This window comes from Desulfovibrio sp. 6_1_46AFAA (genome assembly GCF_000224635.1).
Taxonomy (GTDB): Bacteria; Desulfobacterota; Desulfovibrionia; order Desulfovibrionales; family Desulfovibrionaceae; genus Desulfovibrio; species Desulfovibrio fairfieldensis.
In genome coordinates this window covers 78014-103871 of the sequence record NZ_JH114303.1, presented here as the reverse complement: position 1 = coordinate 103871, position 25858 = coordinate 78014, and the positions used below count along the sequence as shown (strand labels likewise).

The 25858-nt window shown below is 57.5% G+C and carries 18 protein-coding genes; 2 read left to right on the top strand and 16 right to left on the bottom strand.

Features of this window, described 5'->3' with window-relative positions; all coding sequences use genetic code 11:
- Nucleotides 1-3 precede the first annotated feature (3 nt).
- The 16 genes from HMPREF1022_RS10185 to HMPREF1022_RS10110 all read right to left on the bottom strand — a co-directional run bounded on the left by HMPREF1022_RS10185 (nt 4) and on the right by HMPREF1022_RS10110 (nt 23363).
- Complete coding sequence (locus HMPREF1022_RS10185; RefSeq protein ID WP_008682302.1) at nt 4-1713, bottom strand: FAD-dependent oxidoreductase; 1710 nt, start codon at nt 1711-1713, stop codon at nt 4-6.
- A gap of 268 nt (nt 1714-1981) precedes the next feature.
- Nucleotides 1982-3937 (bottom strand): selenocysteine-specific translation elongation factor, encoded by a 1956-nt coding sequence (selB, locus tag HMPREF1022_RS10180; protein WP_009303048.1) that lies wholly within the window; start codon nt 3935-3937, stop codon nt 1982-1984.
- A gap of 926 nt (nt 3938-4863) precedes the next feature.
- Nucleotides 4864-5817, bottom strand: a complete 954-nt coding sequence (locus tag HMPREF1022_RS10175) for a class I SAM-dependent methyltransferase (protein WP_009303045.1) — start codon at nt 5815-5817, stop codon at nt 4864-4866.
- A 31-nt stretch (nt 5818-5848) separates the two neighbouring features.
- Nucleotides 5849-6547 carry an acylneuraminate cytidylyltransferase family protein gene (locus HMPREF1022_RS10170; RefSeq protein WP_009303043.1) on the bottom strand — a complete coding sequence of 233 codons (699 nt, stop codon included), beginning with the start codon at nt 6545-6547 and terminating at the stop codon, nt 5849-5851.
- A gap of 128 nt (nt 6548-6675) precedes the next feature.
- Nucleotides 6676-7605 (bottom strand): hypothetical protein, encoded by a 930-nt coding sequence (locus HMPREF1022_RS18165; protein WP_156802943.1) that lies wholly within the window; start codon nt 7603-7605, stop codon nt 6676-6678.
- Nucleotides 7606-8010: 405 nt separating this feature from the next.
- Entirely contained in the window at nt 8011-9792 is a 1782-nt protein-coding gene (locus HMPREF1022_RS18160) for a glycosyltransferase family protein (protein WP_009303036.1), read from the bottom strand.
- A gap of 44 nt (nt 9793-9836) precedes the next feature.
- On the bottom strand, nt 9837-10838 hold the full coding sequence (locus tag HMPREF1022_RS10155; protein ID WP_009303034.1) for an NAD-dependent epimerase/dehydratase family protein: 1002 nt from the start codon (nt 10836-10838) through the stop codon (nt 9837-9839).
- Between the two features lie 30 nt (nt 10839-10868).
- Complete coding sequence (locus HMPREF1022_RS10150; protein ID WP_035061564.1) at nt 10869-12275, bottom strand: mannose-1-phosphate guanylyltransferase/mannose-6-phosphate isomerase; 1407 nt, start codon at nt 12273-12275, stop codon at nt 10869-10871.
- A 64-nt stretch (nt 12276-12339) separates the two neighbouring features.
- Nucleotides 12340-14160, bottom strand: coding sequence for an ABC transporter ATP-binding protein (locus HMPREF1022_RS10145; RefSeq protein ID WP_009303031.1), 1821 nt, complete (start codon nt 14158-14160; stop codon nt 12340-12342).
- Nucleotides 14153-15283, bottom strand: coding sequence for a hypothetical protein (locus HMPREF1022_RS10140; protein WP_009303029.1), 1131 nt, complete (start codon nt 15281-15283; stop codon nt 14153-14155). Before HMPREF1022_RS10140 ends, HMPREF1022_RS10145 begins: the two co-directional genes overlap by 8 nt.
- Before the next feature lie 354 nt (nt 15284-15637).
- The gene (locus HMPREF1022_RS10135; RefSeq protein WP_009303027.1) at nt 15638-16654 is read right to left on the bottom strand and encodes a chemotaxis protein; all 1017 of its coding nucleotides are present in this window, start codon (nt 16652-16654) and stop codon (nt 15638-15640) included.
- Nucleotides 16655-16776: 122 nt separating this feature from the next.
- Complete coding sequence (gene ispH, locus HMPREF1022_RS10130) at nt 16777-17649, bottom strand: 4-hydroxy-3-methylbut-2-enyl diphosphate reductase (RefSeq protein ID WP_009303026.1); 873 nt, start codon at nt 17647-17649, stop codon at nt 16777-16779.
- 39 nt (nt 17650-17688) lie between these two features.
- Nucleotides 17689-18693, bottom strand: coding sequence for a tRNA dihydrouridine synthase (locus tag HMPREF1022_RS10125; protein WP_009303023.1), 1005 nt, complete (start codon nt 18691-18693; stop codon nt 17689-17691).
- The gene (locus HMPREF1022_RS10120) at nt 18690-20558 is read right to left on the bottom strand and encodes a SulP family inorganic anion transporter (protein WP_009303021.1); all 1869 of its coding nucleotides are present in this window, start codon (nt 20556-20558) and stop codon (nt 18690-18692) included. The genes HMPREF1022_RS10125 and HMPREF1022_RS10120 overlap by 4 nt, the downstream gene beginning before the upstream one ends.
- Before the next feature lie 2 nt (nt 20559-20560).
- Nucleotides 20561-22333 carry a SulP family inorganic anion transporter gene (locus HMPREF1022_RS10115; RefSeq protein WP_009303019.1) on the bottom strand — a complete coding sequence of 591 codons (1773 nt, stop codon included), beginning with the start codon at nt 22331-22333 and terminating at the stop codon, nt 20561-20563.
- 1 nt (nt 22334) lies between these two features.
- Nucleotides 22335-23363 (bottom strand): hypothetical protein, encoded by a 1029-nt coding sequence (locus HMPREF1022_RS10110; RefSeq protein WP_223299945.1) that lies wholly within the window; start codon nt 23361-23363, stop codon nt 22335-22337.
- A gap of 414 nt (nt 23364-23777) precedes the next feature.
- Here HMPREF1022_RS10110 and HMPREF1022_RS10105 point away from each other — a divergent pair, with 414 nt between their 5' ends.
- Together HMPREF1022_RS10105 and HMPREF1022_RS10100 are read left to right on the top strand one after the other, a co-directional pair.
- Nucleotides 23778-24917: a transglycosylase SLT domain-containing protein gene (locus tag HMPREF1022_RS10105; RefSeq protein ID WP_009303017.1), complete on the top strand. Its 1140-nt coding sequence runs from the start codon at nt 23778-23780 to the stop codon at nt 24915-24917.
- Between the two features lie 264 nt (nt 24918-25181).
- Complete coding sequence (locus HMPREF1022_RS10100; RefSeq protein ID WP_008682284.1) at nt 25182-25796, top strand: OmpH family outer membrane protein; 615 nt, start codon at nt 25182-25184, stop codon at nt 25794-25796.
- Nucleotides 25797-25858: the final 62 nt, after the last annotated feature.

The following is a 25858-nucleotide window of genomic DNA, read 5'->3' as shown; positions in this document are numbered from 1 at the left end:
GGGTTACGGTTTCAGGCCCATCTTGCCCACGGCCTGCATGCCGCCCGTGGAATTGACCACATCCGTGATGCCGTTGCGGGCCAGGATCAGCAGGCTGTCATAAGCGCGCAGGCCCGTATTGCAGATGATCGCCACGGGTTGGTCTTTGGGTACTTCATTGACTCTGGCCGCGATTTCCTCCAGCGGAATGGAGTGCCATTCCGGATGCCGGGCCTGCACGGCCTGACCGGCCTTGGCCGGGCGGGCGTCGATGAAGAAGATGTGGTTCTGGTCCCGGTTCTTCCACAGTTCCATGAACTGGTCGCCGGTCACGGGTTTGAAGCGTCCGGCCAGCACGTTGTCCGCCACGTTGCCCACCACGTTGACCACGTCCATGGCCGAGGCGAAGGGCGGCGCGTAGGAAACTTCCAGATTGGAGATGTCCTCCACCGTGGGTCTGGCGTATTGCAGCACACCGGCCACGGCGTCCACGCGGGCCTTGAGGGCGTCGCCCGCCGAGCAGGCCCCCTGAATGCCCAGCACGCGCCTGGTGGGCTTGTCCACCACCAGCTCCAGGCTCATCATGTTCTTTTCGGGGTAGAAGTGGGCGCGGTCCAGCTGCTCCACGCTGACGCCGATGGCGTCATAGCCTTCCTTACGGGCGCGCTCCACGGTAAGGCCCGTGCCGCAGAAGGACATTTCAAAGAGCTTGACCGCCCAGGTGCCCACATAGCCGGGGAAGGTGGCGTCGCCGCCCGCCAGATTGGTGCCGATGACCCGGCCCTGGCGGTTGGCCATGCTGCCCAGAGGCAGATAGCCCAGCTTATCGGTGATGATGTTCCTGATGGCCACGCAGTCGCCGCCGGCGTAGATGGCCGGGTCGGAGGTGCGCATGTGCTCGTCCACCACCACCGCGCCGAAGGGGGCCACGTCCAGGCCCGCGTCCTTGGCCAACCGGCCGTTGGGGATAAAGCCCGCGGCGAAGATCACCAGCTGGGCGGGCAGTTCGCGCTTGTCGGTGACGACCTTGCTCACCGCGCCGTCCTTGCCCTCCAGTTTGAGCACTTTCTCGGAGGTGTAAACGTCCACCTTGTGGCTGACGCAGTCATGCTCGGCCATGCGCGCCAGGGAGTGGGAGAGCACGCCCGGCAGGATCTGGTCCATCATTTCCACCACGCTGACCTTGACGCCCCACATGTCGGCCAGGGCCACGGCCGCCTCCAGGCCGATGAAGCCGCCGCCCACAATCACGGCCTCGTTGACCTTGCCTTCCTGGCAGGCCGTGCGGATAGCGTCGGCGGCTTCCAGGCGGGTGAGCGAAAGCACGTTTTTGAGGTCCTTGCCTTCCACCGGGGGCACGCGCGGGCTCGCGCCCGTGGCCAGCACCAGTTTGTCGTAGGGCAATTCTTCCTCTTTGCCGCTGATCACGTCCTTGACCAGCAGGGTCTTTGCCGCGCGGTCAATGGACAGGGCGCGGGTCTGGTTGCGCACGGTCACGCCCTTCATGGCGCGGAAAAACTCGGGGTCGCGGATGGTGTGGTAGGGCGTGGCGCGCAGATCGTCCAGATTCTGCACTTCGCCGGACACATAATAGGGGATGCCGCAGCCGCCGTAGGAAATGTAGACGTTTTCATCCACCAGGGTCACTTCGGCGTCGGGCATCAGGCGCTTGCAGCGGGAGGCGGCTTTGGGGCCCAGGGCCACGCCGCCCACAATCAGAATTTTTTCAGGCATATTATAACTCTCCTTCATTGTTTATAGACTGATTATGTTCCGCTCTACGGGCATGTTGTCATTGTCGCCGACGGATTGGAACGTACGGGCTTGTCGACAATCAGGCGGCTGGAAAAATATTTTGAAAATGGACGCGCGGCGCTTAAGGAGCGCGGCCCATCGCCGCTCAGGCGAAATCAGTTGTGCCCGAAGGGCAGTGGTTTGGGCGCAGGGCATAAAAGTAAAGCCTCCAAGATATCATATTTCAATGCCGTTACCCGCCGGGAAGTCAGCGCCCTCTGTAGCGGCGCTGATCGCCCACCCTCACGGTAATCCGTTCATTGTCCATGTATTCCAGCAGGGCGATGAGATACTTGCGGGACAGGCCCAGAATTTCCTTCAATGCGCCCACGTCCAGATTTTCATGGTCGGTGAACCATTGGCGCACCCGTTCCAGAATGTCGGCCAGCGCGGCCCCGTCGTAATAGAGACCGTCCCTGATCTTGACCAGCGCGCCTTCCTCGCAGAGCAGGCGCAGCACGGGCGCGGCCTCTTTGGCGCTGACCCCCAGTTCTTCCAGCACATCCTTGGCGTTGGGCGGGGTGAGGCCCGCGCGCTGATGGGCTTGCAACAGCTTTTGCCGCAGACCCGCCTGATCCGCCGCCAAAGTCACCTTGTGCCCGGCCAGGCGCAGGCCCTCGCCGTCCACGACCAGGCGGCCCTGCTTGAGGGCCGCGTCCAGAATTTTCTGGATCAGGCGCTGCGGCAGGCGTTTGCTCCAACCGCTCAACAGGGCGTTGCGCGAAAAGGCGGGCTTGAGCGGGTCCTTGCGGTGCAGCTCCTCGGCCCGCGCCAGACAGGCGGCCAGGAGGTCCGCGAAAGCCGTCCTACTGATCCACTGGCGGCTCTCCTTGTCCCAACAGAGGGCTTCGCCTTTGGAGGAAAGCAGATTCAGGCCGGATTCCAGGGCGGAGGCGTGCAGGCCGGTCAGGACCTTGAGCCGGGCCTCGTCGGCGCCGTCCCGGCCGCGCAGCAGCAGAACGGCGCGGGCCGGAGCCGCGCGGTCCTCGGCCTTGGCGGCTTTGCCGTCGCAGGCGCGCTCATGCAGATTGGGCAATTGCTCCAGCAGGCGCAGCTTGTCGGCCAGTTCCGGGTCTTTGCGGCGCAGTTCCGGCGGCAGGGGACTGATCAGAATGCCCCCGGCCACAGTGCGCAGGGGTGAATAGGCCCGCAGCACGCAGTGATCCCCGAACACGCCCACCATGTCCTCGGCAAAGCGCACTTCAGCCAGCGCGGTTTCACCCGGGGCCAGTTTGTCCCGGTCCCGGAATATCACGCGGGCCGGGCACTCGCGCGTGCCGTGATGGAAATGGATTTCCACCCGCTGGCGCAGGGGCCGGGGGGCGGAGGAAAGGCAGGTCAGGCGGAGCAGCCAGCGCCGGGAAGGGAAGAGTTCGCCGGGGTGGGCCAGCACAAAGCCGCGTTCAATTTCCGTGACGTCCAGGCCCTGCGCGTTGACGGCGCAACGCTGGCCCGCCGCCACCGTGTCCACGGACTTGCCGTGGCGCTGCAGGCCGCGCGCGCGGGTGGGCAGGTCCGGCGGCATGAAGCGGGCTTCATCCCCGGCATTGACCGCGCCGGAAATCACCGTGCCGGTGATCACCGTGCCGTGGCCCTTCATGCTGAACACGCGGTCCACGGGCAGGCGAAAGATGTCGCCGCGGCGGCGCGGGGGCAGCTCGGCCGCGCAATTCAGGATATGGGTCCGGAGCGCGTCCAGACCCTCGCCCGTGGCCGAGGAAACGGGAAAGACCGGCGCGTTTTCCAGAAAAGTGCCTTGCAGGAAGCGCTGGATGTCTTCTTTGACCAGGGCGATCCAGTCCGGCTCGACCATGTCGGTTTTGGTCAGAGCCACAAAGCCGTTGCGGATGCCCAGCAGGGAACAGATTTCCAGATGCTCGCGGGTCTGGGGCATGACGCCCTCGTCCGCGGCAATGACCAGCATGACGAAGTCCACGCCCGCCGCGCCGGCCACCATGTTTTTGACGAAGCGCTCATGGCCGGGCACGTCCACAATGCCCAGGCGCTCGCCGCCGGGCAGATCCACCCAGGCGAAGCCGAGCTCGATGGTGATGCCCCGACGCTTTTCCTCGCCCAGACGGTCGCAGTCGATGCCGGTGAGGGCGCGCACCAGGGAGGTCTTGCCGTGATCAATATGTCCGGCCGTGCCCAGTACAACAGCCATGTTCCGCACCCTCCGTCGCCGAATATGTCAGAGCGAACATACACCGGAGAATACGGCATTGCAAATGAGACGGACACGAAAAAGGGGGAATACGCAACGGGGGATGTCAACTGTGCTGCTGTGCGTGTGACTGCGGGCTTAGTTCGGACTAAGTCTGATATGAAAGTAACGAGTCATATCTATCGACAACCATTATATCTATGAATCAGGCAAAAAGTTCCCTGTCGCAACTGGTCAAACGCATCCTTGCCGCCGGAATTGCTGGCCGCTTTCGGAGGCGAAAGGGCATGAGGCTGCTGGATACAAATGCCCTGCTCCGGCGCTGGCGAACGCACCGCGCATTGAGTCCGTCCGGGAACTGCTGCTTGCCGAAAGCAATGATGTTTTTGTCAGCACAGTTTCCTGGTGGAAGATTGCCATAAAAATTCGTATCAACAAGCTGGGAGCCAATCTGACGGAGATTCGCGCCGTTACGCGGCAAAGCGGTTTTCTGGAGTTGCTGATACTGGGACGCATGCGGAAATGCTGGCAGAACTGCCCCGTCACCACAACGATCCTTTGATCATATACTGGTGGAGCAGGCTATGACGGAACCCATGCGCCTGATTACCGGCGACGCCGTACCTTCGCATTACAGTCGCTGATGTTGCATATTCGACTGTATTTCTCGAAACAAATTGATGCAGTATTGCAGAGAAAACAAGTTTGCTGTGTGCATCAAATTTTTAGATATGACTAAAATTTTTAATATAATTAAAATGGATTATATGTTTTATTTATGGATTGAGCCAGCTTTTACTGGTCGTAAAACGATTATTTCCTCTTGGCAGTCAAAGTAAATTTCACGGCCGTGGACTTCGAACATGAACACAGGCTGAAGGCAAATGACTAAAAGGCTTCGGTTTATACTTCACGGATGCGGGCCTTTATTTTTTATTAATACAAAAAAGCCCGAAAGGAAGATATTGGGGAATCCACACGCCGTTGGGCATTCCACTCTTGTCACTCTGGAAATAAAAAGAACTGAGATATTTCTTACAAAATTTCGATGCGGCCAGCATTTCTTGATATTCTTCCTTTTGGGAAAAATTGCTGAGCGTATGCGGCGAAAGACCATAAATTTCTTTTAATTCCTCTTCATCATAACAGTAGCTATGACTTGGTTCATGAAAGACTATTCCATTTATGGATGTGGAAAGAGTAAACACAAGCGGAGCATCCGGTTTTGCGACGCGACGGATTTCCTTTAGGATAGGGACAAGCGATTCACGGGAGTTGTGTTCCAGCGCGCTTATGGAGACCACCGCATCAAATTCGTTTGTTTTGACAGAAGGCATATACCCAAGATCGGCGCAATGAAATTCAATTCCCCCCCAGCCAACTTCTGACCTCAGCGGAAGCCTAGCTTCAGTCCGATAGTTTTCTGGTACTCGCTTTACATAGTCGGTCTCTAATGAAGAACTGCTTCCCGAAAGGCGAACCTGGATAATATTATCGCATTGTTTTGGCACATCGCGGTAAAATGCATCCACCGACAGCACGGCGTGGCCCTGCGATGCAAGAATAAACTGCAAAAGTCCAAGGCTTCCCCCTGCATCAAGAATTCGGAGCCGCTGGCCGAAGGGACGTAGTTTTTCCAGCGTCCAAATAATATCCAAAAGATAATGCCAGCCAAGGCCAATGCCGATCATAAATTTAGCGTGATATCCCAGCACGTCAATCGCCGTTGCAGGATAGGCATAAACCAGTTCTTCTGAAAATAACGTCAATTCGTCTCTTTTTTCATTATTTCTTTCGCGCATGCTCTGCTGCAAAATGGCTCGATGCAACAAGGAAGAGGCATTTTCCCCCACTCCATGAAAAAACTGCAAAAATTTCATTACTGGCTCCCCCTACGGCTCTTTCATATTTCTATAAAAATATTTTTTCTTTACGCATTGCGACAAATACGGCTTCCGCAAGACGAAAGTCGTCTTCCGTATCTATATCGATAGCCTCAAGTTTTGGGATGGGAAACAGAATAGGGTTGTTGCCGATGCGCCTGCCAGAATTACGAATAGTCTTTCCAGAAAAAAGGTAGATGCAGCTGTTTTCCTCATACAGCAGGGGTAAATCTTGTGTGTTTAAAAGGATTTTGGGGTCATGATTGACTGGCTTACCATCGGAGAAATAAAGTCGTGTCTGTAATCGTGTAACGGAAAATAAAGCGTCATATCGATGTAGGTTGGCAAAATACGCGCTCACGGCTCTGTCTATCGTTTCGGAACTGAGCAGCGGATTTGTGGCATGCGTCTGAAGATAATGTGTCGATACTCCCCCACTCTCCTGCTCAATGTCGTAGGCGATTATATCATTCATGGGAACCTGATTCCCAATGAGATAGGCTGGCCGTTCATGTATTACGATTTTCGAAAAGCGGGACGCAGTAGTCGCAATCTGCGGTGAGTCAGTGTTGACGATGATTCTCGAAATAAATCTGCTTTTTTCCAGTGTCTCCATGATCCTGCAGCAAAGGGGTTCTCCATCGAAAAGGCGCATGTTTTTTTCTGGAACACGCTCGGATTTTTCTTTCATTGGCAAAAGCGCCGTTATAGGAAAGTGCTCTTCCATTTCGCATTTTCTCCTCTGCGGCCGTGAATATGAAAGCAGTCAGCAGTTTCTAACAGAAGAGGCAGAGATGTGACTAGCTTGGGCAAGTGATGGTGCATAGATGCCGAAGAGCATGGAGCTGCTCGTCATTAACTTTCCGAAATAATGGCGTCATAAATGAATGTTGTCGAAGTAAATAGATGACTCAACAGGCCTGCCCGGAATTCCAGAACCCGGTCCCGTGACGCTCGTACACGTTCCGCATGCGCGAGAATGTTTTTCGCGTTTGGTTCAATATTTGAGGGCAACAACAACACGTTGCCAGGCGTCATGGTATAGATGGGATCGCGGGCATAATTCGAGGGGAGCAGGCAGACACTTTTGTCCAAAGCAAGCGCATCAGCGACCAGATTGCTGCCAAAGCTCACCACAAGACGACAAGAGCTCAGGTCATGGATGTAAGGCTCATACTGATCAAGCATTATGAAACGCTGTCGTGCAGCCAGAGAAAGATCGGCAAGGATTTCATTGCGAAAGTTTTCAAGAGCATATGTTCTTTCATCGGGATGAGGCTTATATTTAATGATTGCATCTGAATCCGTAAGTAATGAATGAATAATTCGCTTCCAAGAAATTTGTGAATCAAGATAAATATGATTACCAACACAAAATATTTCGTTATCTTCTTTTGCGTCGATACCATTATATGAGTCAAGTTTGTTGTATCCTGAGGGAATTACCTTATCAGATTGTTTATAGAAAAATTTTTTGTGATAGTTTCCCCAGACAAAATAACGCATTATATTCTTTTCATAAAATTCTTTCTGATTATTAGGCATTTCATAGAATGTCGATAGGGAGTGTCGCATACAAAAAATGGGGGGGCAGTCGGAAAACTTAGGCCAACCTTGGTAGAATCCCCGAAGGGGATGACTTGTCCACTCATCTTGTAATATGAATTCAATATTGAAATTTTTAAAAAGTGTCATGAACAACATGGCAAAATCATCGCGCTGGGCTTCTAACTCATATTGTCCTAAAAAGATGTTGGCATATAATGCCGGAATGTCGTTTTGCATACAGAATACGGCGTTCATATTTGACCATACTGTCACATAAATAATTTGATAGTCCTTTGACTTCAAATAATTCAAAAGCGAATTGAAATGTTCTATATTCCTGTAGTGATTAAAAAAGACAAGAACACTTTTTTTATGTGAATCATAACCTGTTATAGTATTGTTATTTATGGATTGCATAATTGAAGCACGATTCTGTAAAGAATTGTAGAAATTATTTTCTAGTATTGTTTCTATCTGATGTTTTCCATGTTTTGCATAAAAATTAGAAAAAATATCAAGTAGAACTTCGCATGCGATGGCATTTTTTTGTCAGAAAAAAAGCGCAAAATACCTTTCAGCCCTGTAAAATACTTGTACATCTATTATTCTCCATAATGAAATTCTAACTTAACTTGTCAAAGTTTAATTCAAAAAAAATTTTTGTTGTATATTCCGCATAAATCTCCATATCAAAGGATATCTTTTCAAAAAAATCAGCTTTTTCTTTATATATCCCGTCTTATCAGTATAAATATTGGGATTATTAAAGCGAATAGATGCCCAGCGATGCATGTCATGAATTACATTAATGTCTTTTTCGTTTACTAAATTGAGTTCATCAGGATTTTTGCTGATACATGTAAAAGATTTTACCGGCTGACTATTCCTTGCGGATAAAAACAGAAAGTGGGCAAACATGGTGTCCAGATCTATGGGAGTGGATACGACGTCCGGAGAGAGGATAGTGCCTGAAAAAAGAAAATTACCTAGTGATTTTATGTCTGACACATTGTAACTATACCAAGGAATATGATTATTTCCTCTTTCCGGCAGCGCAATAAGAATCTGGGAATAGACACAATCATACTTGTCTACGTTCATAACATATGCTAGTTTGGAAAAATGATCACGCAATATAAGTTCATTAGGAAGTACAATGGCGAAGAAATCATTTTTATGGACCATAGAAAGAAAATTCGCAATTGCGGAGCCGAATTTTCCATTTTCTTTAAGAGGAAGATACCTGGTATTATCTTTCTGTAGTACATTATGAAATGTATCTTTTTGGTTTTCCGCGCAACAAATAAAATTTTCTATGTTTCCAGCACTATTTCCTCGCAGATTATATGGGATATTATCAGCCCCATCTCCGCACAAATAACAAACTTTTATGCATCTTGTGGTATCCATCGCATACATTCCTCGCAACCTGTTCTTTCTTTCTTCCAATCGGGCGTATATGCGTTGTAACGACTGCTTAAGTTCGAATTTCTGTAGGAACAGATTTTGCGCTTCTTTCGCCAGCGCATATGCCTTTTCAGGATTTTCATTTATGTCGCTCAGATATCGCTCGATCTGCCGACATTGCTCGGATAGCGGCTCGTTTGTATCAATATAATGGAAAAGATCACCAAAATGTCTGCGAGCGAATTGGTTCTGGTCGCAAATGATGTTCGCGCCAGCTGCCAGCGACTCAAATAGTCGATTAGACATAAGTTCAGAGTCGATGTGTGCCTTTGAACTGAGCACAAGCGCTATGCCTGACTCATGAATTTTATTAACCATCGAAACGCCATCAAAAGGCACTTCGCCCCGATAGCCGCTAAATCCTTCCCATACCTTCACTCCTTGCAGAATTGCCGGGCCGTAAATGTCGACAAGGCCCTTGGCGTCAAAATATTGTAACAAATCCGTATGCCGGCCTTTTTTCTTCCCCAAGCGATCCCAGTTTATACCGCAATAAAATAGCTTTTTGCGTGCTCCTTTTTTCGGCTCGAAAATAGGGGCTGCCAACGAATGGTACAGCGTAAATTCAGGTATGAGATGGTAGGGATCATCATGTATCAATCTTCTCAGATGCCTGTCTGCACCAGTTGAAGAGCATGAAAGGTAGTCGTCATGCGTCAGAAGCGCATCAGAGTACTTCCTGTAACCCCACTCATGATAGAATTGAATTGGGTTCCAAAGCGCTACGAATGAAAAGAGATTATTTATTTTAGAAGAATCAAAATGAAGATGAATGACAAAATCGAAATTATCTTCGTCCGCAATAATGCTCTTGTCACATATAAGACGATAATTTCGATCGACTGGAACGCATTCCAAATTCAATTCTCGTGCGGCAGAAACAAGACGAGATATGTTTTCATCCTCGGCACTGACCGTATTTTCCCATAATTTTATAACTGCAAATCTGTTGTGCATTGCTCAATCCAGTTTCATAATTTCCAAACACGATAGAAATAGTATTATTTCAAATTTTCGGAGCGCATATTCCTCTCAAAGTAATCAAGGCAGTTCTTTATGCCTGTCTCAAACGACGTTTGCGCTGTGAATCCGTATTTTTTCTGCTTTTCCGTATCGCCACCTCTGGCGAAGACGCCTTCCGGTTTGGTGGACGTTCCGTGGACTGTTGGCGCAAACCCACACAGCTTACACGCTACGCGGGCAAACTCCTTGAAGCTCGTCAACCGGCCGGTTGAGAGATTTAACGCGCCCGCGTCATCCACCATATCCATCGTCGCAATAATGCCTTTGACACAGTCGTCGATATGAATGAAATCACGCATCTGATCGCCAGAGCCCCACACTTCGAATTCATCGGGATTCTTTGCGGTCAGCGCGCGCATGCAGATGCTTGGGAATGGATAGGCCTTGTCCTGATCCTCGCCGTATCCTGAAAAAGGCCGGTAAATAACGGAGTTGATGCCATGCGCTCGAAAAGCGAGCTTTGCCAGATATTCATGTGTGAGTTTTGCCCAACCATAACTCAGGTCTGGCATGCCGATATCATCGATAAACGATATCATATCTTCCGTGAGCAAACGGTATCCATCTTTATATTGATATTTTATAGGATATGCGGCGCTTGAGCTGAAGCATATAACTTTTTTCGGTTTCGCCACCTTTGCCCAGTTCCAGAATGCTGCATCAATGGATAAGTCCTCGGCAACAACTATCGGATTGTATTCTATCATCATCCGTCCGCCCACCATGGCGGCAAGATGAAATGCATACGTATATTCTCTATTTTTGTTTTCGTGAAAAAAATTACGACAATCAATGTTAAAAAAATTAAAATTTTCATAATCCAACGGATTATACAGTGGCCAACCATCATTTGGATTTATGCCACCAGTAAGTGGTACTATGTTATCAACGCAATCAATTTCATATTTATTATCGAGAAGATGTTTGCATAGATGCCTGCCCACAAAACCTGCACCGCCAGTCACGAGAACGCGTTCCATATTCCTTCCTTAATTTTTCTTTAATTATATCTATTTTCTACCATAATTATCTTCAACTCTTATAATATCGTCTTCTCCGAGATATGATCCAGATTGGACTTCAATGAGGACAAGGGGAATCAATCCCGGATTTTTTAAACGGTGATGGCAACCAACAGGAATGTATGTTGACTGGTTTTCAGTATATATACCTACATCATTTCCGTTACTAATTTCTGCCGTACCGCTGACCACAACCCAATGTTCAGCCCTGTGATGATGCATCTGAAGCGACAGCTCCGCTCCAGGATTGACCGTGATGCGCTTGACCTGAAAACGTATGCCCAGCGCCAGCGTCTCATAGCTGCCCCAAGGTCGATAAACTAATGGATGGTGCTCGCACTCCGGACGTTTTTTCTCTTTTAGGCGCTCTACGATTTTTTTTACTTCTTGCACCCGATTGCGGGGGGCGACGAAAACAGCGTCCTTGGTAGCCACCACGGCCATATCCTTAACGCCGACTGCAGCCACAAGGCGTTCGCCCGAGTTAAGATAGTTGTTGGTCGCATCTTCAATGAAAACGTCGCCCACACAGACATTGCCGTTTTCGTCATGCGGCCCAGCCTGATAGAAGGCTTCCCAAGAACCAAGATCGCTCCAATGCAGTTGCAGCGGCACAAGCGCGGCTCTGTCAGTATGCTCCATGATGGCATAGTCGATAGAATTTGCGGGCGAGGCGAGAAAGGCATCGCTCGCCGGACGGCAGAACGCGCCGTCCGGCTGGCGTGTCATCCACGCTTTGCGGCATGCTGCAAAAATGTCCGGTGCATACCGCTCCAGCTCTCGCAAATAGGTGGAGGCGCGAAGTAGAAACATGCCGCTGTTCCAGACGAAACTCCCTTGAGCCAGCATCGCCTGAGCCGTGGCGCTATCCGGCTTCTCCACAAACCGGGCGACGCGGTATGCGCCTTCGCCCAGCGATGTGCCTTGTTCCATGTAGCCGAAGCCCGTTTCGGCTGCGGTAGGGATGATACCGAAGGTTGCGATATACCCTTTTTCCGCTACCGCAGTGGCCTGCTGAACGCCTTCACAAAAAATTTGTTCGTCTTCTATGGTCTGATCCGAGGGTAGGATCAGCATCAGCGGGTCATCGCCGCTGAGGGCGAACGCCGCCAGCGCAATGGCCGGGGCGGTATTGCGTGGCTCGGTTTCCAATACTATGCTGGCACTGAGTCCGCGCTCGGCAAGAGCGGCAGAAACGTAGAAGCGGTACGCTTCGTTGCAGACAATTAATGGAGCTGCATTATCCGTCGCTTTTGTAGCTCGCGTTAGGGCATCTCCGAACAGTGTGCGACCATCGCCCAGATTCATGAACTGCTTTGGATAAAGATCGCGCGATAGCGGCCAGAGCCGCGTTCCACTGCCGCCGCACAGAATGACAGGAACAATCCGGTTCATCGTCATATCTCGGTTTTCCTCCTGCAAATGCTCCGCTCTCTTTGCGTCATTCCACAGATTGACGCTATTGCGCATGTGTATGTTCCATATATGCAACATACTCGGGCAAAACTCTTGCGGCGTCGCCCTTGAGACGGCAGATCCCCCCCTCCAGCCACAACACCGTATCGCACACCTCGAGCGTACTCAGCCGGTGCGCGGCAATGACGCTGGTGCGTTTGCCCTTGTTGCGCGCCACTGCCTCCTGCACCACGGATTCGCTGGCCTGGTCCAGGGCGCTGGTGGCCTCGTCGAAAATAAGCAGGGCGGGGTTCACATAGAGTGCCCGAGCTATGGAGACGCGCTGCATTTGCCCGCCGGAAAGGCCGGAGCCGCCCGCAGTGATGGGGCGGTCAATATCCATGCAGTCCGGCCCCAGAAAGTCGATGGCCGCTTCACGGCAGGCCCGGCGGACACGCTCATTGTCCGGCGGTTTTCCCCAGTCGCTGAACGCCACGTTTCGGGCCACGGTCCCCGCCAGCAAATAGGGGCTCTGCGGCACATAGCCCACCTGTTTGCGGTAAGCAGCCAGTTCCTTGGAGGACATGGCTTTGCCGTCCACCAGCAGGCGTCCGGCAGTGGGCTCTAAAAGCCCGCTCAAAATATTGATGAACGTGCTTTTGCCCGCGCCGGAGCGGCCCACCAGTCCCAGCGTCGTTCCCAAAGGGATGCGGCAATTGATGTCCGTGAGTGCATCACGCTCCGCGCCGGGATAGCGGTAGGAGACATGCTCAAAGACGATTTCTTTGCGGATGCGGAAATCGGGCGCGGGCACGGGAACGGTCTCCGGCGTGGCGGCGCGGAGCTGTTCAAAATAGTCCAGACAGGGCAGAGCCGTGGATTGCAGGCCTCGGATGTTCACCGTCGCGCCCACCACCCGGTTGAGCGAGGGCAACACGCGCCAAGCCGTCAGCGTCAGCAGGGCCACGGTGGCGGTGATGACCGGCAGGGTCGCGTCCTGGATGTGGATCAGCAGAAAAATCGCCAGCCAGATCAGCAGAAAGCCGGAACTTTCCAGCACCCAGGTGGGCACGGCGGGGCTGAGCCCGAGAAAGGAACGCGGCTTCATGCCCGCGCGGACGTTTTGCTCAATGGCCGCCAGAAAGGCCGGTTGCTGCTGATAAATGATCAGCTCGCGCACGCCGCCGATGGCGGTCATGCTGGCGGCGTTTTCCTCCCGTTGGGCCTCGGCCGCTGCGGAGGCAGCGTGGTCAATGCGCCTGCGCAGCAGGCTGTAAATGCCCCAGGATACGGTCAGCATGAAGGCCACGGCGCAGAGCGTGACGCCCGGCGCATAGACAGTCAGGCCCGCGAAAAGTAGGGCCACAGTAATAAGATTACTGTAGGCGGTGAGAAGCTGCAAAAGCATCTGCCCGAGATTGAAGCGCCACTGCATGCAGGTCAGGGCCTGGCTGCTCTGCGCGGAAAGATGCCAGCTGTAGGGCATATACAGAAAGCGCTCCATAATATTTGTGCCCACATGGGCCGCCACGGCTTCCCCCAGCATGGCCGCACGCCAGGCCACCAGGGCGGAGAAGACATTTTTGCCCACAATCAGGCCGATGGGCAGCAGACAGGCCCATAAAATCAGGCGGCGATAATCCGCGAAAACGGACTCAGCCGTCGGTACGAGCTGGAGAAAGGCCTGGGCATACGGCGAGGCCGCGAACTGCGCCGGTGCGTTCAGGATGGTAAAAAATCCAGTCAGGGCCATGATGCTGGCAAGCTCCGTCATACCCAGAAGAGTCATAATGACGAACAGTCCCCAGATGCGGCGTTGCAGCGCGGGAGGCAATACGGCGTAAATACGCTTCAGATTGGCGAACAGCAGATGGAGTTTAAGCATCGGCTCGCTGGTTCGGCAAACGCCGCCGCAGTTCCTGCAGAATTCCGGCGGCCTCCCGCACGTCCGCCTCGGCCCAGGTGGCTTTGAGCCCTTTGTACGAGCCGGAAGTCATATTGACCGGCACAAGCCTGTAGGAAACGGGATGGGCCAGCGCGCCGGTCATGAAATCCATGTTGCCCGACCAGCCGGTGGCCACAACATGCAGGCCATACAGCATGGCCTCGCGAATAGTCAGCCCGTAACCTTCGGAGCGGTGCAGGGAAAGATAGACGTCGTGCCGCAGATAGAGTGCTTCCAGAGCGGCGGACGACAATGTTTCCGCCAGGATGCGAACGCCGGGCACGCGGGCGCAGGCAGCCTGAAAAGCCGCGAATGCTTTGTCGTCCGCCTGGTAGTTGCTGACTTTGAAGGTCAGCTCCGCCTCGCCCGGCGCGAAAGCCAGCTCAAAAGCCTTCAATGCCGCCAGAGGATTTTTGCGCTCATAGGAAGAAGCCGCGTCGAACACGAACAGGCAGCGCAGTACGCCGTCCTCGGCATAGGCGGTCTTGCGGCCTGCCGGTTGCGGCACAGCGTGGGGAACGACGCTGATTTTTTTGTCCGTATGGCCTTGCAGCGCCCGCTGCACGAAACTGCTGGGCACTTCCACCTCGTCCACATATTGCAGGGCCTGCCGCCAGATATCGGGTATGGTTTCCAGTTCCCAGGCCCAGTAGCCGATCAGGCGTTTGCCGCGCAGGAAGTCTTTGCCCAGCTTGCAGAGCGCCAACTGGAACTGCGGCGGATTTGCGTGAATGACCACCGTGCCGCGTCCGCGCGTGTTCAGGATCTGTTCCGGGTCCAGAGGCTCTTCGGCGGGGGAGAAGTCCCGTTGCTGGAGCATGGTGGCGGTGATGTCCACCAGCAGCACATCCGCACCCATCCGCTGTTGGTGTTGCGCATACAGGCGGGCGGAGTGCGCCAGACCGCTGCTGCTGCGGAAGGCCCCGCAGACGAAGAGGGGAGCGGCGTCGGCCACAGTCACGCGCTTTTGCGCGCGCAACAGGCACAAGCCGCCGAGCAGCAGGCAGCGCAGGCTTTGGGGCGAGGTTTTCCAGCAGCGTTTGAGAAAATTTTTACCTGTCATTCCCCATCTCCACAACATTTGACACTCTGAAACGCCATTAACAGGCGCACTGTCGATTAGTGGATGGGGATGAAATAAATATTTACAGGCTATTGATATGAATTTATAAGGATTTTTTTAAATATATTATGAAGTGAATTTTCTTCATGAGTGAAGATATTGCAAATTTTTGTGTCTGAATGTATTGATTTCTAAAGATTCATCGACAGTGCGCCTGTCGATGTGCGCTCATGCCATGGCCGCAACCAAGCGGGCAAAGCCGCTTCCGTTCGCGCTGACAAGGCCGATACGCTGAAGGGGGAATGCGCAAGCGCATTCCCCCTAATATCAACATCTTTGTAGGGATATGAAAAATCAGACCTGCCCGGCCTGGGCCCGTTCCCGGTCCTTGATCAGGGCCAGGGCCCGCTTGGCGAGCTGGGTCACTTCCGGCTTGGAAATCTGGTCGTCCGCGCCCACGCTTTCGCCCTTGTGGCGCAGCTTGTCCGTGATCAGGGAGGAGAAGAGCACCACCGGCAGTTGTTTGAGCATCGGGTCGGTCTTGATGCGGTGGGTCAGGTTGAGGCCGTCCATGACCGGCATTTCAATGTCGGAAACCATCACATGCACAAAGTCGGTGATGGGACGGTTGCCCTCTTCGGCGCGGCGCTTGAAGTCTTCCAGGCGTTCCCAGGCTTCGCGGCCGTTTTCCACGACTTCCACGGTGAAGCCCGCCTTTTCCAGCAGGTCGCGCTGCATTTCGCGCACCAGGGCCGAGTCGTCGGCCACCAGGGCCCGGTAGCCGGTATTGTCCCAGTCCGCGCCCAGGTCGTCCAGGCGCAGGCCCAGCTTGGGATTAAGGTTGGCCACCACTTTTTCCAGGTCCAGCAGGAAGACGATGCGTTCTTCCAGTTTGACCACGCCGATGACCGTATTGTTGGATACCGCGGCCACGTATTTGTTGGGCTGTTCCACCTTTTCCCAGCTGATGCGGTGGATGCGGTTGACCCCGGAAACCATGAAGGCCGTGGTGACGTTATTGAACTCCGTCACAATGGTCTTGGGCTGCTCGTCGGTCTGGGTATGGGTTTTGCCCAGCCACATGGCGAGATCCACCAGAGGGATGATCCGCGAGCGCAGGTTGAAGGCCCCGAGTACGCTGGGATGCTGCACTTCCGGCAGTTCCGTGACCTTGGGCATGCGGATGATTTCCAGCACCTTGGCCACGTTGACGCCGTAATAGCCCCGGTAAGATCCTTCACCGGCGGGCGCTTGCGGGTCCGCGTTCACGTCCCCCGCATCGACTGTGGGAAAGGTGGCCTCATCCAGGTAAAATTCCACCACTTCCAGCTCATTGGTGCCGGCTTCCAGCAGAATGTTTGTCTGAGCCATGCTGCCTCCGAAAAGACGCTCTACATATGGCGCGTCCGGGAAAAAGCCGCGACATGCGGACATGTTCTTCAGGCGCTGTCGGTCCGGCGGACGCCGTGCGCCCCGCCGTGGATGTGCGTTGCCTACAGTGACGTCAGCCAGTTTTCAGCGGCGTCAATAAGGCTTTTCGGCGTGGATGCGCCGGCCGTTAGGCCTGCGCGCGTTTTTTGCGCAAATCTTTTGGCGTCAAGTTCGTCGGCGCTTTCCACATGGAAGGTGTCGATGCCGCTCAGAGCCGCTACATCGGCCAGGCGGCGGGTATTGCCGCTCTGTCTGCCCCCCACGATTACCATGACATCCACCGAGGAAGCAATGCTGCGGGCCTCCTCCTGGCGCTCACGCGTGGCGTCGCAAATGGTGGAGAGCACTGTCAGGCCGGGAAAGCGCGCGCGCAGGCCCGCTTCCAGAGCGGTGAACGTTTCGCGGTCCTGGGTGGTCTGGGAGGCCAGCACATGGTTGTGGCCGGGGTCCAGACGCAGTTCGGCCAGCTCTTTCGGGCTGCCGAAGACATGGGCCGGGCCGTGCGCGTAAGACACCAGCCCGCGCACCTCCGGATGGTCGGCCTCGCCGAAGAGCAGGAGGGTGGCCCCGGCGCGCGTGGCCCGCGCGATGGCAAGCTGGGCCTTTTTGACCTTGGGGCAGGTGGCGTCCACAACCCGCGCGCCGCTGGCGCGCACGCGCTCCTCCTCCTGCCGGGGGATGCCGTGGGCGCGGATGATGACCCTGTCATCGGGCAGCAGTTCGGCGGCATCGCGCACGCAGGCCACGCCTTTGGCCTCATAGAAGGCCAGCACCTGCGGATTGTGGATGATGGGTCCCAGGGTGCAGATACGTCCGCGCGGGTCGTTGCTCTTGTCGATGCCGGTGGTGGCTTCGTCCAGGGCCGTGTCCAGTTTTTGCAGGGCCAGGCTCACGCCCATGCAGAACCCCGCGGTTTTGGCGCGGATGACATTCATATCCCGATCTCCTTGAGGGGCGGTTGGCGGAAAGGGAGGTCAGCGGGAGGCGGCGGCCAGAAAATTTTCCAGCGCGTCCGTGAGCTCCCGCCAATCAGTACAGCGGCAGAGCTCCCGGCGCAAGGTCCGCGTGCCGGGCAGGGCCCGCACGTAGCGCGGCACCACTGAGCGCATTTTCCACAGCGCGGCCTTTCCGGGGCAGAGTGAGCGCGCCAGGTCCATGTGCCGCAAAATCATGGCCCGCAGGGCGGCGGGCGTGGGCTCGGCAATGCGCTCCCCCCGGCAGAGCGCCAGATGGGCGGCGAAAATGCCCGGACCGTGCATGGCCCCGCGCGCGTACATCACACCCGTGGCCCCGGTCTGCTCCAGGCAGCGCAGGCCGTCGGCGGCGTTGAACAGGTCGCCGCTGGCCAGCAGCGGCAGGGACAGGCGCGGCTTCAGGCGGGCCAGGGCCTCCCAGTCCGCCGTGCCGCCGAAGCCCTGGCGAGCCGTGCGCGGATGCAGGGTCAGCCAGCCAGCGCCCAGGTCCTCCAGGCGCAGGGCCAGATCGGGCAGCACCGTGCGCGCGTCGTCCAGGCCCAGGCGCAGCTTGAAGCCCACCCGGCCCGGCCCCGCTTCTTCCAGCATGGCTCCGGCCACGGCCAGGCTGTTTTCCAGGTCGCCCAGCATGGCGGCGCCCGCGCCCTGGCGCAAGACCTTGGGTACGGAGCAGCCCATGTTCAGGTCAAACCAGCCGTAGCCCGCCTCGCGCAGCAGGCCCACCGCCCGGCGCAGAAAGTCCGCTTCCGCGCCGAACAGCTGGACCACCAGGGGCTGGTCCTCGGGCAGGCTGACCAGCAGGTCGTTAGTGCCGGGGCTCTGGTAAACCAGCCCCTTGGCGCTGACCATTTCAGTGACGCAGACAGCGGCCCCGTATTCCCGGCAGAGCAGGCGGAAAGGCAAATCACTGTATCCGGCCAACGGGGCCAGCCAGGGTTTGTCCCGGCCGAAGGGCAGATGGTCGGGATTGGCCGGACAACGGGGCAGCAAGGCGGTTTTGCTCATGTGTTTTTCGGTTTTTCCGGGCCGGGAAGGACGACTGTGCCTTTCTGTCCGCCTGCCGATGCCGTCGCGGCCGCCTCTCTGGCCAGGGCGGCACGCGCGACCGGGTCCCCCGGAACGGGCGGCACGGGCGGAGCGGGCGGCGGGCCTTCCGGCGCGGGGAAAACGCATTGGTTGTCCCGGCAGGAAACCCGGTTGAGCAGGTTAGTGGCCAGACGCAGGCCTTCATTGATGGTCTCGGCCACAAAGCCGGAACTCAGGTAATCCAGAATGCCGGTGCGCCTGAGAATATCGCGGACGTTGCGGCTGCCCACCACCAGAATCACGGGCATGGAGCGGGCGTAGCAGCGCTCCACGAACTGGGCCAGAGCATGCGCGCCCGAGGCGTCCAGCCAGAACACGCGGGTCAGGCTCAGGACCACCAGGCGGGCGGGCTCGCGGTCTTCCTCGTAAAGCTGGCGTTCCAGTTCGTGGATGGCCCCGAAAAAGAGAGTACCCTCAATGACGTAGACCGCGATGCCGGGCGGCAGGTCCGGTGTCGCGTCGCGCAGCAGGGGGGCTTCGGGCCGCAGCCGGAGCACGCGCGGGTGCGCGGTCTTGTAGATGAAGAGCACCAGCGAAAGCAGCACGCCCACGAAAATGGCCCGCTCCAGGTCCAGGATCAGGGTGGCGGCAAAGGTCAGCAGCAGCACGGCGCGGTCGATGCGCGTGGCCACCAGGCAGAGGCGGATGGATTCACGGTCTATCATCTGAAAGGAGATCAGCAACAGCACGCCGCCCAGGGCGGGCATGGGCAGCCAGCTCATCAGCGGGGCCAGCACAAAGAGCATGGGCAGGGCCAGCAGGCCGGAATACACGGTGCCCATGCGGGTGTTGCCGCCGGAGGTGACCACCAGGGCGCTGCGGGTGAAGGAGCCGCAGCCCGGTATGCCCGAGGTCAGGCCCGCCGCGATATTGCCCAGGCCCTGGCCGATGAGTTCCTGGCTGCCGTCGAAGCTGTCGCCCTTGATGGCGGCCATTTGCTTGCCGATGGCCAGAGATTCCACCGTGCCCAGCAGGGCGATGGCCAAGGCGGGCATGAACAGATCGCCCAGAGCCGTGATGTCGAAAGCCGGGGGCAGGGAAAAGGGCGGGATCACGTTGGGGATGGGCCCCACCAGGGTTACGCCGTGTTCCTTGATCTGGAAGATCGCGCCCACGGCCCCCACCAGAGCCAGGGCGATCAGGGTGGACGGGAAGCGTCGGGAAATGCGGCGCAAGGCCACGATCAGGACTATGGTCAGCACGGCCAGGCCCAGGCTCCAGTAGTTGATCTGGTCCAGATTCCGGAAAGCCATGCCGATCTGGGGGAAGAACCCGGCGGGCTTGGGCCCGGTCAGGCCCAGCACGGTTTTGAGCTGCCCCGCGGCGATGAGCAGGGCCGCGCCCGTGGCAAAAGCCACCATGACCGAGTGGGAGATGAAGTTGGCCAGATCGCCCAGACGGGCCAGCCCCATGCCCACCTGGATCAGACCGCAGAGCAGGGCCAGGCCGAAGACATAGGTCATGCGCGCTTCTTCGGGCAGGCTGGAAAGCAGCGTGCCGCCTATGCTCACCGTCGCCATGGTGGAAAAGAGCACCATGGAAATGGCGTTGGTGGGTCCGGCGGCCAGATAGCGGGCCGAGCCCCAGAGCGCGGCCACGATCACCGGCAGCATGCAGGCGTAAATACCGTATTGCGGGTGTACCCCGGCAATAAGGGCGTAGGCCATGGCCTGGGGAATAGCCATGGGCGTCACGGTCAACGCGGCCATGAAATCCGCCCGGAAATCGCGTGTCGTGTAGGTCTTCAGGGTATCCAGAAAGGGAAAGAATCTGGCGGCGCGCATATTCACCTCGGGGTGGGGGAAGGCCCGGAGGCCGTTTCCTGGGGCTGAGCGGCGGACGGCAGCTCGCAGTCATCGCCTCGGCAGGTGATCCGTTGCAGCAGATTAGAGGCCAGTTGCAGGCCCTGATCCATGGTATCGGCCACGAAACCGGCGCTCAGATGCTCCAGGATGCCGGTACGCCGGAGAATATCGCGGACGTTGCGGCTGCCCACCACCAGAATCACGGGCAGGGAGCGGGCGTAGCAGCGTTCCACGAATTGTTCCAGGGCGTGCGCGCCCGAGGCGTCCAGCCAGAACACGCGGGTCAGGCTCAAGACCACCAGGCGGGCGGGCTCGCGGTCTTCCTCCTCAAGCTGGCGTTCCAGTTCGTGAATGGCCCCGAAGAAAAGCGTGCCTTCAATGACATAGACGGCAACGCCCGGCGGCATGTCCGGCGGCGCGTTGCGCAACAGGGGGTCGTCGGGCCTGAGCCTGATCACGCGCGGGTGCGAGGTTTTGTAAATGTAGAGCAGCAGCGAGACCAGCACACCCACGAAAATGGCCTGTTCCAGATCCAGGAGCAGAGTGGCGGCAAAGGTCAGCAGCAGCACGGCGCGGTCCACGCGCGTGGCCACCAGACAGAGACGGATGGCGCGCGGGTCAAGCGTCTGCACCGAGATGAGCAGTAGGACCCCGGCCAGGGCGGGCATGGGCAGGCGGCTGATCATGGGGGCCAGCACAAAAAGCATGGGCAGGGCCAGCAGGCCGGAAAACACGGAAGCCATGCGGGTGCGCGCGCCCAGCGCAACCATGGGCGCGCTGCGGGTAAAGGAGCCGCAGCCCGGGATGCCCGAGGTCAGCCCGGCCGCGATGTTGGCGAGGCCTTGGCCGATAAGCTCCTGGCTGCCGTCGAATTTGTCCCCCCTGATGCCCGCCATCTGCTTGCCGATGGCCAGGGATTGCACGGCCCCCAGCAGGGCGATGGCCAGGGCGGGCATGAACAGGTCCCTGAACAGGCTGAGGCTGAAGGCGGCCGGCAGAGAAAGGGGCGGAATGATGCTGGGAATGGCGCCCGCCAGGGCCACGCCCCTGCTCCGCACGTCCAGGACCATGCCCGCGAGGGTCGCCAGAGCCAGGGAGGCCAGGATGGAGGGAAAATGCCGCGAGAGCGCGCGGTTGAGAATCAGGATCAGGGCAATGGTCAGCGCGGTCAGTCCCAGGCTCCATGGATTTACTTCCCTGATATGCTCAATGACCAGCCAGAGTTGGGGAAAAAAGCCGGAGGGCTGTGCGCCGGGCAGGCCCAGGGCGGTTTTGAGCTGGCTTCCGGCGATCAGGAAGGCCAGGCCCGAGCCGAAGGCCACCATGACCGAATGAGAAATGTAGTTGGCCAGATCGCCGATGCGGGCGAGGCCCATGCCCAATTGGATCAGGCCGCAGAGCAGGGCCAGGGCGAAAATATAGGGCATGCGCGCCGCTTCGGGAAGGCTGGCCAGGGTGGCGCCGCCCACGCTGACCGTGGCCATGGTCGAGAACAGGACCACGGAAATGGCGTTGGTGGGCCCGGCCGCCATGAAGCGTGAGCAACCCCAGAGCGCGGCCATAATTACCGGCAGCATGCAGGCGTAAATGCCGTACTGCGGGTGCACCCCGGCCATCAGGGCATAGGCCATGGCCTGGGGGATGGCCATGGGCGTCACGGTGGCGGCCGCCATGATGTCGGCCCGCAGATCCCCTCGCGTGTAGCTTTGCAGCGTGGGCAGAAAGGGGAAAAAACTACGGGCGCGTATGTGCATCTTAATCCTCGTGGCGGACGTCGTCTTCCAGTTTAAGCACGTCATGGCCCAGGGCGTAGTGCATCAGGCGGGGCCGTTCCACGGACTTTTTCAGGGAATTGATGATTCTGGTCATGCGTCGTGTGCCTTCCAGCACGCCGCCCAGATGCCCGGCCAGCTCCGTGAGGTCCGCGCGGGCCAGGATGCTTTCCAGCTCCAGGGCCAGGCGGCGGCCGCGCGAATCCGAGGGAAATTCGGCCATCAGCTCGCGCGAGATGCGCAGGGCGCGGGTCAGGTTGGCGTCGATGTCCTCCACCAGCTCGCCGCAGTATTCGGCCTGGTTGCGCATGACGTTGAGGGCGTTGTTGCCGTAATGGGCCATGGCCCCGGCGGCCTTTTCCAAGGTGTCGCGGGCCACGGCCACGCGGCGACCCACGGTCAGGGAGACGATGCGCGCGCACTTGGCGAGAAAGCGTTCGTCATAGGCCTCGAAGCCGTATTCACGCTTGGTGTAGAGCTGCACCAGGCCGAAGGCCGGGCGGTTGTTGCGTTCGCGCAGCACAAAGGCCAGGCGCGAGCGGTAGCCTTCCTTGTAGACCACACAGTCGAAAGAGCCGCCGCCGCGCTCCAGTCCCTGAAGGTTGTTGGAAACCACGTAGCGGACATGCCCTTCCATGATGGCGCTCATGACCGGGTGCCTGCGCAGGTTCTCATCCAGGTACGGGGCCACGATGGGGATGCTCTTGCCGTTGACGTGGTTCGCCGCGCGGGTCACCCATTCGCCCCTGGAATTCCTGAGGCGGCAGACGTACATTTCGGCATGCAGGGCGTGAACCAGAATTTCCGCGCTCTGGCGCAACACTTCGTCGGGCGGGGCCATGTGGTCGGCAATGCCCAGCAGATCGTTGGAAACCCGCAACAGGGTTTCGGTGTCGCTCTGCATGGAAGCCACGGAGGAGAGCAGATGCAGCAGGCAGCGCCAGCTCTTGAGCGGCACGCCGCGCACTTCCGGGCGATAGCCGGAGTCGAGGGTACGCTTGGCCGCGGGCATGACTCCCAGGACGGCGCCGCGCATTTCAGGGGGGGCGTATTTTAAAAGACGCCCGATCTCCTCACGAATGGCTTGCGGTGAATGTTGCGACACGATCAGCCCGGCCTTTTGCCACCGGCATGGTTTGCCGCGCCGCGCCCCCGCGCCCGGCGCGGGGGCGGAACAGCGGACGCCCGTTCCAAAGGTCAACAGTCTAGTCCTGAAAACAGGTCAGGTCAACGGGATTCATTTTTTTGACCGAAAGGTTGTGAATTATTTTTCTTCATGGGCAACATGCTGGAAAAACAATCTTTTTTAAGCATGGCAAAAGAATTGCAAAAAGGAGACGCAGCTCCGCCGCAGCGGTTCCCGGACACTCATATCAAGAGCCGTTCAGGTAAGAAATTTTTCAATGCCCCAGCCAGGATATTCGTTATGTTGCGCCGCAAAACCCTCGTAATTCTTTCGCTGAGCCTCGGAAGCGCCCTGCTTCTGTTGGGCCTGCTGGCGGGCTTTGTGCCCCAGAGCGAGGGACCGGAGGTGCGCCGTCGGGCCAGCGCCCATGTGGTCAGCCTGCGGCCTGAGGATCTGCCCGAGCCCATTGTGTCGCGCGGCGACGGCACGCGTCTCTGGGCCGTGCGCCTGCCCGCCGTGTCTCCGGACGCGGTGCGCCGAATCGAAACGGACGATCCGGATCTCTCCGGACGCGCCGGGCAGGCCGACACGGACCAGATCATCAGCTTTGAGAAAAGCGGCGTCCGTCTGGACATGGGCGGCGACGACCTGCTCTTCGGCGAGGAGGCCACGCCTACGGACCTCGCTCCCTTGCTGGCTCTGGACGGCGTATCCATGCCGCTGCTGGTGACGGCCCAGCCCCGCCAGTACGGCGACGCCCTGGACGCGCGCGGCCGTCCCCTGCGCTGGCAGGCGGCGGAAACCCTGCTTTCCGGCTACACGCCCGTCAATCCGCGCCCGGCCGACAGCGGCCGGAAGGCGGCGGAGGAGATGCTGCCGGAAGACGCGTATTTCGACGGCGGCGGCCTGTTCGCCCGGGCCAGGCGCTACCAGCAACTGGTGGAGAATTTCGCTCGCCGCTATAACCTCAGCGCCGAGCTGGTCTACGCCATCATCCACAGTGAAAGCGATTTTTCGCCCACCCTGGTCAGCGACAAGTCGGCCATGGGCCTCATGCAGCTTCTGCCCAGCACGGCCAGCGACGAAGTGCACCGTTTTCTCTATGGCCGTCCCGGCGACGTGAGCTTTGACGAGCTGCGCGTGCCCGAAATCAATATCCGCTACGGCACGGCGTATCTGCATATCCTGCTGACCCGTTATTTCCAGGACGTGAGCGATCCCCTGTCGCGCGAGTACTGCGCCGTGGCCGCCTACAACATGGGGCCCAACCGTTTTCTGCGCCTTTACGGCAAGACCGGCGAGGAGGCCGTGGCGCGGATCAATGAGCTGAGCGCCGAGCAGTTGTATGAGGATCTGACCGCCCGCCTGCCGGTGCGTGAAACGCGCTTCTATGTGGCCAAGGTGCGGCGGATGAAGGGGCAGTACGCGGAGCTGCGCTGAGGGCCGCTCCGGCGGACGGAAAGCCCGCGCGGAAAAATCGCCGATTTTGCAAAATTCCCGCAAAGCCGGCCCCCGCTCACTTGCCGACTGTGTCGGCTGCGTTCGCGTGCCTAAGGAAGGAAGACGCACGCATGGAGTCAAATGCATATCCGGAGAGGAAGCATTCATTCGCTTGCCCTGTCCGCGCGGGTAAAAAACTGTTGAGCTGGGCGTGAAAAACACGTATCCAGAGGCAACAACGCTTTGAGAGGAGTGCCCATTACCATGCGAATCCGTCTTTTTATGCCGCTGGTTTTTGTGTTGAGTTTCATGCTGCTGGCCTGCCAGCAGACGGAAACCAAAGACGCCCAACCCAAACTGGCGGTCGTGGATATGGCGCGCATCATGCGCGACAGCGAGCCGGGCAAGGCCGGCGTGAAATTCCTGGAAGGCCTTCAGGCCGGGATGCAGGACAAACTTAATGCCATTCAGGCCCGCCTGGAAAAAGATCCCAAGGACGAGGCCGCCCAGAAAGAGCTGCAGGGCGTGTACATGACGGCGCAGCAGCGCATGCAGGCTGAACAGCAGAATGTGGTCAACCTGCTGTATGACACCATTCAGCGCGTGTTGAACACCTACCGCGAGCAGCAGGGCTACGACGTGATCATCAGCGCCGAAGTGGCCGCCGCCTTCAATCCCAAGGCGGATGTGACCACGGCCGTCATCGCGGAAGTGAACAAGCAGAAGATCGACTTCAAGCCGCTGCCCGAGCCCGCCGCGCCCGAGGCCGCCCAGGCTCCCGCGCAGCAGGACAAGGATCAGGCCGCGGAACAGGCGCAAGATCAGTCCAAAGACCAGTCCAAGGACAAGGCCGCAGCGCCCAAGAACGGCAAGAAATAGTTTTTTGACGCGCATCTGATATCAAAGCCCCTTTCCCATGCCGGGAAAGGGGCTTTTGCTGT